The 13,416-nt window shown below is 61.2% G+C and carries 14 protein-coding genes and 2 tRNA genes; 8 read left to right on the forward strand and 8 right to left on the reverse strand.

Going from position 1 to position 13,416, the window contains the following annotated elements:
• Positions 1-2 precede the first annotated feature (2 nt).
• From ACFQ95_RS10560 to ACFQ95_RS10585, 6 genes are all read right to left on the reverse strand, one after another.
• Positions 3-76: transfer RNA gene (locus tag ACFQ95_RS10560), tRNA-Met, on the reverse strand.
• Positions 77-104: 28 nt separating this feature from the next.
• A tRNA-Met gene (locus ACFQ95_RS10565) sits at positions 105-181 on the reverse strand.
• A 74-nt stretch (positions 182-255) separates the two neighbouring features.
• Complete coding sequence (locus ACFQ95_RS10570) at positions 256-1,035, reverse strand: enoyl-CoA hydratase (protein ID WP_422830824.1); 780 nt, start codon at positions 1,033-1,035, stop codon at positions 256-258.
• Positions 1,036-1,101: 66 nt separating this feature from the next.
• Positions 1,102-2,946: a M61 family metallopeptidase gene (locus ACFQ95_RS10575; protein ID WP_422830825.1), complete on the reverse strand. Its 1,845-nt coding sequence runs from the start codon at positions 2,944-2,946 to the stop codon at positions 1,102-1,104.
• Between the two features lie 112 nt (positions 2,947-3,058).
• Complete coding sequence (locus ACFQ95_RS10580) at positions 3,059-3,784, reverse strand: DsbC family protein (protein ID WP_422830826.1); 726 nt, start codon at positions 3,782-3,784, stop codon at positions 3,059-3,061.
• Between the two features lie 19 nt (positions 3,785-3,803).
• Positions 3,804-4,943, reverse strand: a complete 1,140-nt coding sequence (locus ACFQ95_RS10585; RefSeq protein ID WP_422830827.1) for an FAD-dependent monooxygenase — start codon at positions 4,941-4,943, stop codon at positions 3,804-3,806.
• 75 nt (positions 4,944-5,018) lie between these two features.
• Here ACFQ95_RS10585 and ACFQ95_RS10590 point away from each other — a divergent pair, with 75 nt between their 5' ends.
• Both ACFQ95_RS10590 and ychF read left to right on the forward strand, forming a co-directional pair.
• Positions 5,019-5,915, forward strand: a complete 897-nt coding sequence (locus tag ACFQ95_RS10590; protein ID WP_422830828.1) for an MOSC domain-containing protein — start codon at positions 5,019-5,021, stop codon at positions 5,913-5,915.
• A 95-nt stretch (positions 5,916-6,010) separates the two neighbouring features.
• A complete protein-coding gene (gene ychF / locus ACFQ95_RS10595; protein WP_422830829.1) occupies positions 6,011-7,102 on the forward strand; it encodes a redox-regulated ATPase YchF in 1,092 nt (363 codons plus the stop codon).
• 68 nt (positions 7,103-7,170) lie between these two features.
• Here ychF and alkB read toward each other — a convergent pair whose 3' ends face one another.
• Entirely contained in the window at positions 7,171-7,821 is a 651-nt protein-coding gene (alkB, locus tag ACFQ95_RS10600; protein ID WP_422830830.1) for a DNA oxidative demethylase AlkB, read from the reverse strand.
• Between the two features lie 361 nt (positions 7,822-8,182).
• Here alkB and ACFQ95_RS10605 point away from each other — a divergent pair, with 361 nt between their 5' ends.
• The 3 genes from ACFQ95_RS10605 (at position 8,183) to ACFQ95_RS10615 (ending at position 9,724) form a co-directional block, all read left to right on the forward strand.
• On the forward strand, positions 8,183-8,434 hold the full coding sequence (locus tag ACFQ95_RS10605; protein ID WP_422830831.1) for a hypothetical protein: 252 nt from the start codon (positions 8,183-8,185) through the stop codon (positions 8,432-8,434).
• Between the two features lie 86 nt (positions 8,435-8,520).
• Positions 8,521-8,784: a translation initiation factor IF-1 gene (gene infA, locus ACFQ95_RS10610; protein WP_422830832.1), complete on the forward strand. Its 264-nt coding sequence runs from the start codon at positions 8,521-8,523 to the stop codon at positions 8,782-8,784.
• Positions 8,785-8,962: 178 nt separating this feature from the next.
• Positions 8,963-9,724: an RNA pseudouridine synthase gene (locus ACFQ95_RS10615; protein WP_422830833.1), complete on the forward strand. Its 762-nt coding sequence runs from the start codon at positions 8,963-8,965 to the stop codon at positions 9,722-9,724.
• Between the two features lie 6 nt (positions 9,725-9,730).
• Here ACFQ95_RS10615 and ACFQ95_RS10620 read toward each other — a convergent pair whose 3' ends face one another.
• Entirely contained in the window at positions 9,731-10,219 is a 489-nt protein-coding gene (locus tag ACFQ95_RS10620; RefSeq protein ID WP_422830834.1) for a YqaA family protein, read from the reverse strand.
• 193 nt (positions 10,220-10,412) lie between these two features.
• Between ACFQ95_RS10620 and dusB the strand changes: the two genes are divergently transcribed.
• From dusB to purH, 3 genes are all read left to right on the forward strand, one after another.
• On the forward strand, positions 10,413-11,465 hold the full coding sequence (gene dusB / locus ACFQ95_RS10625; protein WP_422830835.1) for a tRNA dihydrouridine synthase DusB: 1,053 nt from the start codon (positions 10,413-10,415) through the stop codon (positions 11,463-11,465).
• Complete coding sequence (locus tag ACFQ95_RS10630) at positions 11,462-11,698, forward strand: helix-turn-helix domain-containing protein (RefSeq protein ID WP_422830836.1); 237 nt, start codon at positions 11,462-11,464, stop codon at positions 11,696-11,698. The genes dusB and ACFQ95_RS10630 overlap by 4 nt, the downstream gene beginning before the upstream one ends.
• 69 nt (positions 11,699-11,767) lie before the next feature.
• Entirely contained in the window at positions 11,768-13,369 is a 1,602-nt protein-coding gene (gene purH / locus ACFQ95_RS10635; protein ID WP_422830837.1) for a bifunctional phosphoribosylaminoimidazolecarboxamide formyltransferase/IMP cyclohydrolase, read from the forward strand.
• Positions 13,370-13,416: the final 47 nt, after the last annotated feature.

Here is a 13,416-nt window from a genome sequence, read left to right on the forward strand (position 1 = left end):
GGTGGTGGTAGGTGGATTTGAACCACCGACTTCAGCATTATGAATGCTGCGCTCTAACCAACTGAGCTATACCACCAGTGTCTGGTACTTTGAATTTGCAACAGTGGTGGTGGTAGGTGGATTTGAACCACCGACTTCAGCATTATGAATGCTGCGCTCTAACCAACTGAGCTATACCACCACGAAGCCTCGCATTATAGCGTATTTCGCCGTTTCACCGGCCATCTACCCAGATCCTCTTGCTGAATACTCTGATCAAGCGTGCTTGAACACAGCCTTGCGCTTGTTGACGAAGGCGTCCATGCCTTCTTTCTGGTCGGCGGTGGCAAACAGTCCGTGGAACAGGCGGCGTTCAAACATCACGCCGTCGCTCAGGCCGCTTTCAAACGCCCGGTTCACCGACTCTTTGGCCGCCATGACGGCCAGTTGCGAGAAGTCGCTGATCTGCAGGGCCGCGCCCAGGGCTTCGTCCAGCAGTTTGTCGAGTGGCACCACACGGCTGACCAGGCCGGAACGTTCGGCCTCCACGGCGTCCATCATGCGACCCGTGAGGGCCATGTCCATGGCTTTGGATTTACCCACGGCGCGCGGCAGGCGTTGTGTGCCGCCAGCGCCAGGAATCACGCCCAGCTTGATTTCCGGTTGGCCGAACTTGGCGTTGTCGGCGGCGATGATGAAGTCGCACATCATCGCCAGTTCGCAGCCGCCACCCAGGGCGAAGCCACTCACGGCGGCAATCACCGGCTTGCGGATGCTGCGTATGGTTTCCCAGTTCTTGGTGATGTAGTCGTTTTTGTAGACGTCGGCAAAGCTGTACTGCGCCATGGCGCTGATGTCGGCACCGGCGGCAAAGGCCTTTTCGCTGCCCGTGAGGATGATGCAGCCTATGGCCGGGTCGGCATCAAAGGCCCGCAACGCCTGGCCCAGTTCATTCATCAACTGGTCGTTCAATGCGTTGAGTTGCTTGGGGCGGTTCAGCGTGACGATGCCGACTTTTTCGGCCTCGGTGCGCACGGTGATGAGTTCATAGGTCATGCCGGTCTCCTGTGGTTTGGATTGTGGAAAAGCAGTCGATGGAATGTAGCCGCCCTGGGCGTCGCCTCAGGTCGCGTCGGTGGCACCGGCCAGCCAAGCGGTCACGGTGCGCGGATTCTCCACCGACAGGCGCCAGGTGGTGGTGCTGGCCGCTGCGGGCAGCCTCAAGGGCAGGCGCAGCAAGCGTTTGTCGCGGGCCACCAAAGCGATCACGGTACGTGTGTTGCCGGCGTAGAGCAGCAGGTCGTCGAGCTTGCCCATGCGCCAGCCGCCTTCTGGGGTTTCAAGGCCAAGCCATTCGTCGCCGGCGGAAAACCCGGCTTGTTCGGCCGCTCCGCCGCGCAACACCATCTTGACGATGAGGCCATCACTTTCGCTGACACGCATACCCAGCCGTTGAGCCAACTGTGCTGGATCTTCGTGCACGCCTACACCGTGGCTGGTGAGCAAATCCTTGAGCGGCAACTCCGCCTTGCCGTGCACCCAGGCGGCGATTTCGGCGGCGTAGCTGCGGCCGGAGAGGGCTTGCAGCGCATCGGCAAAGTCTTCTTCGCGCATGGGGCCGCCGGCGCAGCGCTGCCAGAGTTCGCGCATCACCTCGTCCAGCGTGGTTTTGCCCTCTGTGCGCAGCGTCAGGTCAAAACACAGCGCCACCAGCGCGCCCTTGGTGTAGTAGCTGACCGTGATGTTGGGCGTGTTTTCGTCCTGGCGGTAATACTTGGTCCAGGCGTCCATGCTCGACTCGGCGGCCGACTGCACTTTGCGCCCCGGGGTCTGCATCACCTGGTTGATGGTTTTGTTCAGCAGGCGCAGGTAGCCCGCGTTGTCCAGCAGATGGGTGCGGCGCAGCAGCAGGTCGTCGTAGTAGCTGGTGAAACCTTCGAAGAACCACAACAGCCGCGTGTATTGCTCGGCGTCGTATTGGTAGTGGGTGAAGTCCGCCGGACGCAGGCGTTTGACGTTCCAGGTGTGAAAGTATTCGTGGCTGATCAGGCCCAGCAAGGTGATGTAGCCTTCGCTAGGCTTGGGTGGCGTGCTGCCATTGGCCGCCGTGGCGGCGACGCGCGGCAGGTCGCGCCGGTTGCAGATCAGCGCAGTGGAGTTTTGGTGTTCCAGGCCGCCGTAACCGTCATCCACGGCATTCAGCATGAATACATAACGTTTGTGGGGTGCGGCGCCGCGTGGCAGGGTCTTGGCGCCACTGCCATTGGTGCGCTGGCGCCAGAAACGGATTTCGGCTTCGCAGATGCGTTGGGTGTCGGCCAATAGGCGCGCGCCATCGAAGGAGGGCGGCGCACCGGCGACAACAAAGCGGTGTGGCACGCCGCAAGCGGTGAATTCGCCGCTCCAGAATTTGCCCATTTCAACCGGGCAGTCGACCAGTTCGTCGTAGTGCGCTGCAATATAGTGGCCAAAGCCCTTGGCCGTGGTGTTGCTGGCGGTCAAACCTGTGGCAATCGACCAATCTGCCAGGCTTTCGTGGCCAGCGATTTCCAATGCATGTGCTGTGTCTTCCTGGCCGTGCACGCGCAGGCACAGGCTGGTGCCATTGAAGAAACCACGCGTGGCATCGAGCCAGGCGGTACGCACCGAGGCGTCGTGGGCGTAGACCTCATAGCGCAGCACCAGCGGCTTGGCCGGGTTGGCCGCCACGTCCCAGGTATTTTTGTCCAGTTGCTGAACCGGCAGTGTGCGTTTACTGCTTTGCCGCGCCTGCAGGTTCTGCAGATTCTTGGAGAACTCGCGGACCAGGTAGCTACCCGGAATCCACACCGGTAATGAAAACCGCTGCAGCGCCGCCGGCTGCTCCACCGTCAGCGTGACGCGGAACAGGTGTGCGTGGATATCGGCGACTTCAATGCGGTACTGGATGCCGGGTTGGGCGGGGGAGGTGCTGCCGTTTTTTTTCATGTTGCAGCCAAGAATACAGGACTTGGCATGGCATGGGGCCGCAGTGGGACTCAGGGATTGCCAGCACACCCGGCCCAGATGCAGCAAGGGCTCCGAGTGGAGCCCTTGAAATTCAGTTTTTTGCCGCCGCGACCAGGTATTTCTCAACCTCGGCGGACGGGATGGCGCCCGGTACCCGCTTGCCGTCTTCAAAGATCAGTGTAGGTGTGCCGGTGATGCGGTGCTTCTTGCCAAACTCGATGTTGCGCGCCAGCGCGCCCGCGTCACAGGTGGCGTTGGCCGGTGTTTGCCCGCGCACCATCCAGTCCTGCCAGCTTTTGCTCTTGTCTTTGGCGCACCAGATGTTGCGTGCCTTCTCGGTCGAGTCGGGGCTCAGGATGGGGAACAGAAACATATAGACCGTCACGTTGTCGAGCTTTTGCATGTCTTGCTCAAAGCGTTTGCAATAACCGCAGTTCGGGTCTTCAAATACAGCCACCTTGCGTTTGCCGTTGCCTCGCACAATGGTGAAGGCGTCTTTCACAGGCAGCGCGCTGAAGGCCACGGCGCTGAGTTTTTCAACACGCTCTTCGGTGAGGTTGCGGCGCAGCCGGGTGTCGATCAGGTGGCCGTTGATGAGGAAATTGCCCTCGGCATCGGTGTACATGATGTCGTTGTCTTCCAGCCGCACTTCATACAGGCCGGCCATGGGACTCTTGCTGATTTCGGCAATGGTGGGCAGTTGCGGAATGCGTTCATTCAGGTTCTTGCGGATGGTGGCCTCTTGCGCCAACGCCGCCACACCTGCCAGCGCCAAGACGGCGGCCAATCCCAGTTTTGCCAGTTTTGCAAATCTCATGTCCATGCTCTCAATTGATTCAACGATGTGTGCCCATGGCTTGGCGCGCCACCCATGTTTTGAGCAGACCACTGCGCTCAAAACCCTTCATGCCCCAGTTACGCAATCCGCGCAGCAACTCTGCATCCTGCGCAAACAGCTGCTGCAAACCGTCGGACGTGCCGCCCACCGCCAACAAGGCGGCTTTGCGCGCGCGTTCGTAGCGGCGCAGCAGTTTTTCATCACCCACGCTGCGCCAGTAGTCGCGGTCGTGTATCAAACTGGCCAACTCGGCTGCGTCGCCCAATCCCAGATTCAAACCCTGGCCCGCCAGCGGGTGGATGGTGTGGGCTGCATCACCGGCCAAGGCCCAGCTTTTAGCCGGCTTGCGGCCTTCGGCGGGGTATTGGCCGGTCCAACGCTCGGCCCGGCCGTTTTGCAGCGGCCAGGATGCCCGACCGCCTTGCAACTGCATGGCGCCGAGCGCGCCGTGGCTGGCTTGTTCCAAGGCTTGGGTGAATTCTTCGGGTGGCAGCGCCAGCAAGGCTGGAGCACGTTCCTGTTGAACAGACCACACCACGGCGACGGAGTTCCCTTGCGGCCCATCCAAAGGCAACAAAGCCAGCACTTCGCCATCACTGAACCATTGGCGCGCCACTTGGCCGTGCGGCAGCGCACATGTCACGCGCGCGGCCACGGCGTGCTGGTGGTACGGCATCTGGCTGAAGGCCACGCCCAACTCCTGCCGCGTGGCGCTGGCCTTGCCTTCGCAAATCACCGTGAGGGTGGCGGGCTGTGGTGTTTGGACCACCTGCACCATGGGCTGGTAACGCACGGCTTCGCTGAGGCGGGTTTCCAGCGCTGGCACATCGACCACCCAGGCCAAGGCTTCTGCGCCATTTGCAGCTGCGCGGAAGTTGACCTCGCCGCCCTGGTCGCCAAACACCTGCATGGCGGCCACGGCGGTAGCGTGCTGCGCATCGGGCCAGCAACGCAAGTCTTCCAGCAAGGTGCGGGAAGCGGGGTTGAGCGCATAGGCGCGTACATCGGCCGTGGTGTTGCCGCCGACAGGCGCGCTGTCGACCAAGGCCACGCGCAAACGCTCGCGTGCCAAAAGCAAAGCCAGGGTCCGGCCCACAATGCCGGCACCGCGAATACATACATCAAAGGGTTGCGCCATGAGGGGATTGTAGGAGGCAGGGCACAATCGGCGGCATTGTGTATTTGATGGCATCCCAAGGAAGTTTTTTTCACCATGTCTACGTCTGAGTCCACCTTGCCCGCAGCCGATGTTTCGGCCCAGATCAGCCGCTTGTATGTCTATCCCATCAAGTCGTGTGCGGGCGTGCAGGTGCCGAGTGTCTTGCTGACCGAAACCGGCCTGGAGTTCGACCGCGCCTGGATGCTGGTGGACGAAGACGGCAGTTTTGTCAGCCAGCGCGAACTGCCGCGCATGGCGCTGATCCAGCCACAGATCAGGCAATACGAGATGGTGCTGCGTGCACCCGGCATGCTGGCACTGCACATCGCGCTGGATGCGGTGGAGGAACCGCTGCAGGTCAAAGTGTGGGACGACGAAGTACGTGCCTACAACATGGGTGCCGTGGCGGCGCAATGGTTCAGCGACTTTTTGTCGACCAAGGAGGCGCCACGCAAGCTGCGCCTGGTGCGTTTCGACCCGGAGCAGCAACGTTTGTCCAGCCTGAAATGGACCGGCGGCATTGAAGCCAGCAACCAATTTGCCGACGGCTTTCCGGTGCTGGTGATCAGCGAAGCCTCGCTCGACGGCTTGAATGAGCGCCTGGTCGCGGCCGGCCATGCGCCGGCCGCCATGGAGCGCTTCAGGCCCAATGTGGTGGTTTCTGGCGTGGATGCCCACGACGAAGACCGTCTGGACGAAATGCTGATCGCCACTGCCGAAGGCCATGCGCGGCTGAAGATGGTGAAGCCTTGTCCGCGTTGCCCGATTCCCAACATCGACCCGGCTACCGCCATCAGCAGCCCCGAGGTGTCGGACACCTTGCAGGGCTACCGCAAGGTGGACATTGTGGGCGGCGCCATTGCCTTTGGCATGAATGCGATTGTCTTGGATGGCGTGGATTTTGAGTTGCGCGTGGGCCAGGCTGCCGCCGCCGATTACCGCTTCGACTAAGCCGCCGCCGCACCCGAAATACGCGCCAAAACCCTGGCGCAGCGTGGCGGTGGGCCCATCGCATACACTCTTGCACCAGATTTTTGAGGATTGCCATGAGTTTGAAGTGCGGCATTGTGGGCCTGCCCAACGTCGGTAAATCGACACTGTTCAACGCGTTGACCAAGGCGGGCATCGCGGCCGAAAACTACCCGTTTTGCACCATTGAGCCCAATGTGGGCGTGGTGGAAGTGCCCGATCCACGGCTGGATCAATTGGCGGCCATCGTTGGTCCCGAGCGCATCGTGCCGGCGATTGTGGAGTTTGTGGACATCGCTGGCCTAGTGGCCGGCGCCAGCACGGGTGAAGGCCTGGGCAACAAGTTTTTGGCGCACATCCGCGAAACCGACGCCATCGTCAACGTGGTGCGCTGCTTCGAAGACGACAACGTGATCCACGTCGCCGGCAAGGTTGACCCGATCGCCGACATTGAAGTGATACAGACCGAGTTGTGCCTGGCCGACTTGACCGCCGTCGAGAAGGCGCTGCACCGCGTGACCAAGACGGCGCGCTCGGGCGACAAGGAATCGATCAAGCTGGTGGCCATTCTCGAGAAATGCCAGGCGGCGCTGGACCAGGGCAAACCTGTGCGTACAGTTGAATTCAGCAAGGAAGAGTTGCCTTTGCTGAAGCAGTTCTTCTTCATCACGGCCAAGCCAGCGATGTTCGTGGGCAACGTCAGCGAAGACGGTTTCGAGAACAACCCGTTTCTGGATCGCCTGAAGGCCTACGCCGCGACGCAGAACGCGCCCGTGGTGGCCATCTGCGCCAAGATTGAAGCCGAGTTGTCCGAGATGGACGATGCCGATCGCCTGGAATTCCTGAAGGAACTGGGCCAGGACGAGCCGGGCCTGAACCGCCTGATCCGTTCCGCCTACGCGCTGCTGGGCCTGCAAACCTACTTCACCGCTGGCGTCAAGGAAGTGCGCGCCTGGACCATCCATGTGGGCGACACCGGCCCGCAGGCGGCTGGCGTGATCCACACCGATTTCGAGAAGGGCTACATCCGCGCCCAGACGATTGCGTTTGACGACTACATCAGCTTCAAGGGTGAGCAGGGCGCCAAGGACGCGGGCAAGATGCGCGCCGAAGGCAAGGAATACGTGGTCAAGGATGGTGATGTGTTGAACTTCTTGTTCAGCTCCTAAGCTTTCCAGGCCTCAAGCAAAAGGCGCGGTGTTTTCGGACACCGCGCCTTTTGCTTTGGCGGCTGTGTTCAGCCCGCCTTGCGAAACGTCAGGTTGATGCGCTGGCCGCCCAGCAGGGGATGCGGCTGGTCTTCGAGCGGCAACACGCCGTGGAAGCGCAAGCGGTCTACGCCGCCCCAGACCATCACGTCACCGTGCTTTAGCGGGATCTTTGTGCTTTTGCCCGCACGGGTTTGGCCGCCAAACAAAAAGATGGCGGGCATGCCGAGCGACACCGACACAATGGGCTGGCCGTAGTCGCGTTCGTCGCGGTCCTGGTGCAAGGACAGCTTGGTGCCGGGCCGGTAGCGGTTGATCAGGCAGGCGTCAGGCTGAAAGTGGCTGAAGCCGGCCAAATTTGCCGCGTGTTGCGCCAACGCGGAAAACACGGCGGGCATTGCTGGCCAGGCTTGGCCGCTTTGCGGGTCGGTAGCGCTGTAGCGGTAACCCCGGCGGTCGCTGGTCCAGCCCAGGGCGCCACAGTTGGTGAGCGCCACCGACATGGTGAAGCCGCCGGGCGTCACCATCTGGCGCCAGGGCGCGGCTTCGACGATGGCGTCTATGGCCGGCAGCAGTGCGTCAAGGTAGGGCAGGGCACACCCCGGCAACACAAAGGCCTGTGCCCCGATGGCGATGTGTGGATCCAGCGGCTGGTCCGCAAAGAGGTCGGGCGTCTGCATGTTGTGCATTGTGCGGTGTGCGCTGAACCCGACACAGCATCAGCACATTTTGGGGGCATGTGATAGAATCGATCTATCGCGGTCCCTACTTCATTTGCTTGGTCCCTATAGGGTCAAGCGGCTCCCGCAGCGGAGCTTTCGGTCCTGTCCTGTATCGCGTGAATCCCGGCGCTGTTCTGTTCTGATTGCCGAACGGCGCGTTTTCTCGGTTTCCCCTTTGTTTTTTCGCCCCCGCTGCATTTGGGGCTGGAAGCGGCATTTCGGCACACCAGTGTGTGTGCGTCGCCAGACGCCGGGGGCTTCGGGCATGTGACATGCCTTTTTCCTTCTTAGTCCATTGCCCTGCAATGGCTGTGTTCCATTGAATTTTGATTCCATTGCGCCGATCAGCATCGGCAAGTTTCTCGTTTCCCCTTTGTCCAAGCGTCTGGCCGACGGCCTGTACGCCGCCAGCGTTTCCATCCGCAGTGGCCGTGGCAGTGCCACCACCGACCGCGTGATGCGTTTCACCGGCCGTTTTCTGTCGGCCCAAGCGGCCCAGCGTTATGCACAAGACCAAGGTCTTGCCTGGGTGTCTGAACGCCAACCCTCTGCACGGCTGGCAATGGTTTGACGCTGTATTCCTTTTCCGGTTGCGCCGCAGGCTTAACGCCCCAAGCGCCACTTCCACTAAATCTTGATTGTTGAAAGAGAGTTGTCATGGCGAAAGAAGACCTGATTGAAATGAGTGGCGTGGTGTCCGAAGTGTTGCCCGATGCACGTTTCCGCGTCACGCTGGAAAACGGCCACGTGTTGGTGGCATACACCGCCGGCCGCATGCGCAAGCACCGTATCCGTATTCTGGAAGGCGACAAGGTGTCGCTCGAGCTCTCGCCCTATGACCTGAGCAAGGGCCGCATCAAGTTCCGCCACATCGAACACCGCAGCCCGCCACCCACCGGTGGCTACCAAGCGCGGCACTAGACCGCTGCTGCTGCCCAGCCGCCAAGCCTTGTAAAAGGTGCGGCGGTTTTTTTATGCCAAATTGGCTCTCTGTGCAGAGTTCATTAGCGTTATCAGCTACTGAATTTATAGTGTAGAAAAGGGGCGGAGTAGACTCCGCATCCCTGAAGCCTCAAGTCTCCATTTCTGTATTTCTGCCATGACTGAACCCGTTCGACTCGCCAAACGCCTGGCCCACCAAATGGGCTGCTCCCGCAGTGTGGCCGAGCAATACATAGAAGGCGGCTGGGTGGCGGTGGATGGGGTGCTGGTCGAAGAGCCTATGGCCCGCGTCACCGATGCGCAAAGCGTGGTGGTCGACCCCAACGCCTCTCTGGTGGCCCTGCTGCCCATGACCTTGCTGCTGCATGTGCCGCCGGCATATGCGGTGAACCACGCCGGCCACCGTAGCAAAGGCCAGGACGGTGCATTCGCGCTGCTGACCGCCGAGAACCGATTCAAAAACGACCGCTCAGGCGTGCGCTCCATCAAGAAGCACTTTGCGCAACAACAAGTGGTGGCTGCGCTCGATGCTGGCGCCTGCGGCCTGGCCATCTGGACTCAGGATTTCCGAGTGGGTCGCAAGCTGTTTGAAGACGCGCAGTACGTCGAACACGAGTACATGGTCGAGATCGATGGTGTGGTCTCGCCGGCGGCTCTGCTGCGCCTGGGCCAGCCGTTCACGATACAGGGCCGCCGTTTGCCGGCTGTGCGGGTGAGTGTGAGCAGCGCTCGTTCAGATGGTCAGCGCAGCAGCTTGCGTTTTGCCATCAAAGGCCCCGCGCCGCAGCAAGTGGCCATGATGTGTGAACTGGTGGAGCTGCCGGTGCGCAGCATCAAACGCAGCCGTGTGGGCAGTATTGCCCTGCAGCAGCTAGCCGCCGGGCAGTGGCGCTACCTAGCTAGCCACGAACGGTTTTAGAGCGTTTCAATTGCCGAACTGCAAGATGCCCGGGAACGCCCAGACCAGCGAGCCCGTCATCACCACGTAGCGCAAGAACTTGCCTATGGCCATGTAGAACAGGCATGGCCAGAACGGCAGGCGCAGCCAACCGGCCACGGCGCATAACGGGTCGCCGACCAGCGGTAACCAGGCGAGCAAACAAGCTTTGGGCCCCAAGCGCTCCAGCCAGCCCAACACGCGTGTATGGTGAGACGAGTGGCTGTATTTGTCGGCCACGCGGTGCGCGCCATAGCCCATCCACCAATCGACCGCGCCGCCCAAGGTGTTGCCGGCGGTGGCCACCAGAACGGCGGGCCAGAACATCTCGGGGTTGAGTTTCACCAGTCCAAACACCACCGGTTCCGAGCCCAGTGGCAGCAGGGTGGCGGAAATGAACGAGACGATAAAAACGGTGCTGAGGCCGTACTGCGGCAGCGCCAGCAGTTGTATGAGATGTTCGATCCATTGCTCCATGTGAAGCTCAGTATAGGGAAGCCGCGCTGTTGTTCACGCGGGCTTATCCAAGCAAGATGGAGGGCGATGCCAGAATTTGCATCGTAGATTTCAATTGCTGAAATTTTGAGCAGCTAGAATCGCTGGCTTCCCCCCAAGACTTCCCACGGACCCGCCTGATCGCCGCTTGCGCTGCGTTGCCCTTCCATTTCTCATGCAGATTGGCCCTTATTCCCTGCCGAACAACTTGTTCGTCGCCCCCATGGCGGGTGTGACGGATAGGCCGTTCCGGCGCCTGTGCAAGGCGCTGGGGGCAGGTTATGCCGTCAGCGAAATGGTGACTTCGCGGCGCGACCTGTGGAACACGCTGAAAACCTCGCGCCGTGCCAACCACGATGGCGAGGCCGCGCCCATTGCGGTGCAGATCGCCGGTACCGAGCCGCAAATGATGGCCGAGGCCGCGGTCTACAACATCGAGCGTGGCGCGCAGATCATCGACATCAACATGGGTTGCCCGGCGAAAAAGGTCTGCAACAAGTGGGCTGGCTCGGCGCTGATGCAGGACGAAGACCTGGCCACGGCGATCGCGCAAGCGGTGGTCGAGGTGTGTGCGCCACACCAGGTGCCCGTGACCTTGAAGATGCGCACCGGCTGGTGCCAAACGCACAAAAATGCCTTGGTGCTGGCGCGCCGTTTTGAAGACGTGGGTGTGCAAATGCTCACCGTGCATGGCCGCACGCGCGAACAAGGCTACAAGGGCCACGCCGAGTACGACACCATTGCCGCCGTCAAGGCGGCGGTACACATTCCGGTGGTCGCCAATGGCGACCTCAACACCGCTGAAAAGGTGCGTGATGTATTGGCCGCAACCGGCGCGGATGCGGCCATGATAGGCCGCGCCGCGCAAGGGCGGCCGTGGATCTTCCGCGAAGTGGCGCACTTCCTGGCCACGGGCACGCATCTGGCGCAGCCCTTGGTGGTGGAAGTGCAGCGCCTGCTGCTCGACCACCTGGAAGACCACTACAGCCTTTACGGCGACTACACCGGTGTGCGCAGCGCGCGCAAACACATAGGCTGGTACATCCGGCATCTGCCGGGGGGAGACGCGTTCCGCAGCCAAATGAATGTGCTGGAGCAGCCCAGTCAACAACTGGCCGCGGTGAAAAACTATTTTGAGGCGATGGCCGACCGGATGGACCGGATGCCCGCCCCGCTGCCGGGCACCACGTCCGACAGTGCTGAAGAACAAGAGGAGAGTGCTGCGTGAGCAAAAAACACCTACAAGAATGCATACGAGAGAGTCTTGAGGATTACTTCACCGACCTGCATGGCATCGAGCCCAATGGCATGTACGACATGATGGTGCGCGCCATGGAAAAACCCTTGCTGGAAGTGGTGATGGCGCATGCCGACCAGAACCAGTCACGCGCGGCCGAATGGCTGGGCATGAACCGCAACACCTTGCGCAAGAAGTTGCTTGAGCACAAGCTCGCCAAATAAAAAATCGCCAGGCCTTCTGCACCAGCCGGCCCTGGCCACACCTGTTACCCCAGCCTCCAAAAAACGACTATGAACGCACTGATTTCCGTATCCGACAAGACCGGCGTACTCGAGTTCGCCCAAGCCCTGCATGCGCTGGGCATCAAGCTGCTTTCCACCGGCGGCACCGCCAAGCTGCTGATGGACGCGGGCTTGCCCGTGACCGAAGTGGCCGAGCACACCGGCTTTCCTGAAATGCTGGACGGTCGTGTAAAAACGCTGCACCCGAAGATCCACGGCGGCCTGCTGGCGCGCCGCGATGTGCCGGCCCATGTGGCCGCCATCCAGGAACACGGCATTGACACCATCGACCTGCTGGTGGTCAACCTGTACCCGTTTGAGGCTACCGTGGCCAAGCCCGGCTGCACGCTGGCCGACGCGATTGAAAACATCGACATCGGCGGCCCGGCCATGGTGCGCAGCGCCGCCAAGAACTGGAACGACGTGGGTGTGGTCACCGACGCATCGCAATACCCGGCTGTGCTGGCCGACCTCCAGGCGCAAAAGAAGTTGTCCGCCAAGCTGCGCTTCAGCCTGTCGGTCGCTGCCTTCAACCGTATCGCGCAGTACGACTCGGCCATCAGCGACTACCTGTCTTCGGTCACGTTCGAAGAAGAAAAACTGAGCGAAGAATACGTGCCCACACGCAGTGCCTTCCCGGGCCAAAGCAATGGCAGCTTCATCAAGCTGCAAGACCTGCGCTACGGCGAAAACCCACACCAGCAAGCCGCGTTTTACCGCGACCTGTACCCCGCGCCGGGTTCGCTGGTCACGGCCGAGCAATTGCAAGGCAAGGAGCTCAGCTACAACAACATCGCCGACGCCGATGCCGCATGGGAATGTGTCAAGAGCTTCGACGTGCCAGCCTGTGTGATCGTCAAACACGCCAACCCTTGCGGCGTGGCCGTGGGTGATGACGCCTTGGCCTCGTACAACAAGGCCTTCCAGACCGACCCGACCAGCGCCTTCGGCGGCATCATCGCCTTCAACCGCGTGGTGGATGGTGCAGCCGCACAGCAGGTGAGCAAGCAGTTTGTCGAAGTGCTGATGGCACCCGAGTTCACCGCTGAAGCGTTGGAAATCTTCAAGGCCAAAGCCAATGTGCGTTTGCTGAAGATTGCCCTGCCTGCGCCCGGTGGCACAAGCGACTGGCAACGTGGCCGAAACGCCGTGGACGCCAAACGCATTGGCTCCGGCCTGTTGCTGCAAACGGCAGACAACCGCGAACTCGCGGCCAGCGAGTTGAAGGTGGTCACGCTCAAGCAACCAACACCACAAGAGTTGGAAGACCTGTTGTTCGCCTGGAAGGTGGCCAAGTACGTCAAGAGCAACGCCATTGTGTTCTGTAAGGACGGCATGACCATGGGTGTGGGCGCCGGCCAGATGAGCCGCCTCGACTCGGCCCGCATCGCCAGCATCAAGGCCAGCCACGCCAAGCTCAGCCTGCAAGGCACGGTGGTGGCGAGTGATGCGTTTTTCCCCTTCCGCGACGGCCTGGACGTGGTGGTGGACGCCGGTGCGACCTGCGTCATCCAACCCGGTGGCAGCATGCGCGACCAGGAAGTCATAGACGCCGCCAACCAGCGCGGTGTGGCCATGGTGTTCTCGGGTGTGCGCCACTTCCGGCACTAAGCGGCCATGGCGTTGACCAACAAAAAAGGAGCCTAGGCTCCTTTTTT

This window comes from Variovorax sp. HJSM1_2 (genome assembly GCF_049316285.1).
GTDB lineage: Bacteria > Pseudomonadota > Gammaproteobacteria > Burkholderiales > Burkholderiaceae_C > Rhodoferax_B.

Coding starts and splice junctions, on each gene's coding strand:
- ACFQ95_RS10570 (WP_422830824.1), bottom strand. CDS start 1,035: ATGACCTATGAACTCATCACCGTGCGCACCGAGGCCGAAAAAGTCGGC.
- ACFQ95_RS10575 (WP_422830825.1), bottom strand. CDS start 2,946: ATGAAAAAAAACGGCAGCACCTCCCCCGCCCAACCCGGCATCCAGTAC.
- ACFQ95_RS10580 (WP_422830826.1), bottom strand. CDS start 3,784: ATGAGATTTGCAAAACTGGCAAAACTGGGATTGGCCGCCGTCTTGGCG.
- ACFQ95_RS10585 (WP_422830827.1), bottom strand. CDS start 4,943: ATGGCGCAACCCTTTGATGTATGTATTCGCGGTGCCGGCATTGTGGGC.
- ACFQ95_RS10590 (WP_422830828.1), top strand. CDS start 5,019: ATGTCTACGTCTGAGTCCACCTTGCCCGCAGCCGATGTTTCGGCCCAG.
- ychF (WP_422830829.1), top strand. CDS start 6,011: ATGAGTTTGAAGTGCGGCATTGTGGGCCTGCCCAACGTCGGTAAATCG.
- alkB (WP_422830830.1), bottom strand. CDS start 7,821: ATGCAGACGCCCGACCTCTTTGCGGACCAGCCGCTGGATCCACACATC.
- infA (WP_422830832.1), top strand. CDS start 8,521: ATGGCGAAAGAAGACCTGATTGAAATGAGTGGCGTGGTGTCCGAAGTG.
- ACFQ95_RS10615 (WP_422830833.1), top strand. CDS start 8,963: ATGACTGAACCCGTTCGACTCGCCAAACGCCTGGCCCACCAAATGGGC.
- ACFQ95_RS10620 (WP_422830834.1), bottom strand. CDS start 10,219: ATGGAGCAATGGATCGAACATCTCATACAACTGCTGGCGCTGCCGCAG.
- dusB (WP_422830835.1), top strand. CDS start 10,413: ATGCAGATTGGCCCTTATTCCCTGCCGAACAACTTGTTCGTCGCCCCC.
- purH (WP_422830837.1), top strand. CDS start 11,768: ATGAACGCACTGATTTCCGTATCCGACAAGACCGGCGTACTCGAGTTC.